We start from the raw sequence: 1,698 nt of genomic DNA on the forward strand, positions 1-1,698 counted from the left end.
GACCACGGTGGTCAACAACGCCCTGGGCGATTTCAGCTTCAATGGCGACGGGCGCGAGACCATCCAGTCGATCCCGTGGGAGGATTTCGCCCGGCAGCTGGACGTCACCCTGCGCGGCGCGCTGAACCTGATCCAGGCCGCCGGCCCGGCCATGGAGGTCGCCGGCTATGGCCGGGTGATCAATATCGGCACCAACCTGTTCCAGAACCCGGTGGTGCCCTATCACGACTATACCGCCGCCAAGGCCGCCCTGCTGTCTCTGACCCGCACGGCGGCGGCCGACCTCGGGCCGTTCGGGATCACCGTCAACATGCTGTCGGGCGGCCTGTTGCGGACCACCGACGCCAGCGCCGCCACGCCGGAGGCGATCTTCGACCTGATCGCCCAGAGCACGCCGCTGCGCCGGGTGACCACCCCGGCCGAGTTCGCCGACGCGGTTCTGTTCTTCGCCGCGCCCTGGAGCCGCGCCGTCACCGGCCAGAACCTGGTGGTCGACGGCGGACTGGTGCGGGACTGAAGCTGGCTCCCAGGCCGTCGGCCGCCGGCCTTCTTCCGTCGTTGCGGCGCGTCGCCTCGCCCCCCATAGGCCTGTCATGGATTCGAGGATGACGATGTTTGATTCGGCGCGCTGGACGCACCCGCTTCACCTGGGCGAACGGGGCTTCTTGCATCCGGGACCGCTGCGGTGGCTCCGCGCCCTCGGTTGGGCGGTGGCGCTGTTTTTCCTCGTTGCGATCACGTCCTTTTCGACGTCGGACGTCCTGGGCAAGCTTTGGCCCAAGACCTCGGGGCCGGGGCAACTGGCGGCCCACATCCTTTCGGCCCTGGTCGGGCTGGGGATCTACGCCCTGGCGGTGCGGCTGGCCGAGAAGCGCTGGCCGTCAGAGATCGCCTTGCGCCCCCTCCTGCCGCAACTGAGCGTCGGACTGCTGATCGGCGGCGCCATGTTCGTCGCGGTGATGGCCGTCATGGCGACGTTCGGCCTCTACGACATCCAGCCGCAAGGCGCCGCGCCGGCCTGGCGGGCCGTCAGCAAGGCGATCCAGTCAGGCTTCGTCGAAGAAATCATGCTGCGCGCCGTCCTGCTGCGCCTGGTCTGGCGAGCGTTCGGCCCCTGGGTGGCCTTCATCGCCTCCGCCGCCCTGTTTGGCTTCGGCCACATGCCCAATCCGAACGCCACCGTGTTCGCCGCCGTCGCCATCGCGCTGGAAGCCGGGATCATGCTGGCCGCCTTCTACGCCCTGACCGGACGGATCTGGATGTCGGTCGGCGCGCACGCCGCCTGGAACTTCACTCAGGGCTACCTGTTCGGCGCGGCGGTGTCCGGCGGCGACTTCGGCCCCGCGATCGCCCGCAGCGTCGCCCGCCCCCAATTCCCCGAATGGCTGACCGGCGGCGCCTTTGGTCCGGAAGCCTCGTTGCCCGCCATGGCCATCTGCTCGGCCGTCGGCGTCGCCGCGACCGTCATGGCCTGGCGCGCGGGCCAGTTCGCCAAGTCGCCGACCTAGGGTCCGGACTCAATTGGGCTAGGAGCCGCCCTTACTCCGTCTTCCCGGCGAAAGCCGGGATCCAGATGGCATGGCTCTGGGGTGGGCTCCAGGAGCTCGGCGTTGATCCAATCCACTTCCCCGCTTTGGGATCTGGGCCCCGGCTTTCGCCGGGGAGACGGGTAAGGGTTTGAAAGTCTTGAGCTCGAAT

2 protein-coding genes are annotated in these 1,698 nt (G+C 68.9%); both read left to right on the forward strand.

What is annotated here, in order from left to right; translation table 11 throughout:
- Nucleotides 1-517 (forward strand): 3-oxoacyl-ACP reductase (locus WAL33_RS05240; RefSeq protein WP_422179184.1); only part of this gene is annotated, 517 nt, incomplete at its 5' end.
- A gap of 88 nt (nt 518-605) precedes the next feature.
- Nucleotides 606-1,508, forward strand: a complete 903-nt coding sequence (locus WAL33_RS05245) for a CPBP family intramembrane glutamic endopeptidase (RefSeq protein ID WP_422179186.1) — start codon at nt 606-608, stop codon at nt 1,506-1,508.
- Nucleotides 1,509-1,698 lie beyond the last annotated feature (190 nt).

The sequence above is a fragment of the Caulobacter sp. genome (assembly GCF_049283275.1).
Lineage (GTDB): Bacteria > Pseudomonadota > Alphaproteobacteria > Caulobacterales > Caulobacteraceae > Caulobacter.

What these genes read in the sequence shown, in the direction of transcription:
- WAL33_RS05245 (WP_422179186.1), top strand. Translation starts at nt 606, where the DNA reads ATGACGATGTTTGATTCGGCGCGCTGGACGCACCCGCTTCACCTGGGC.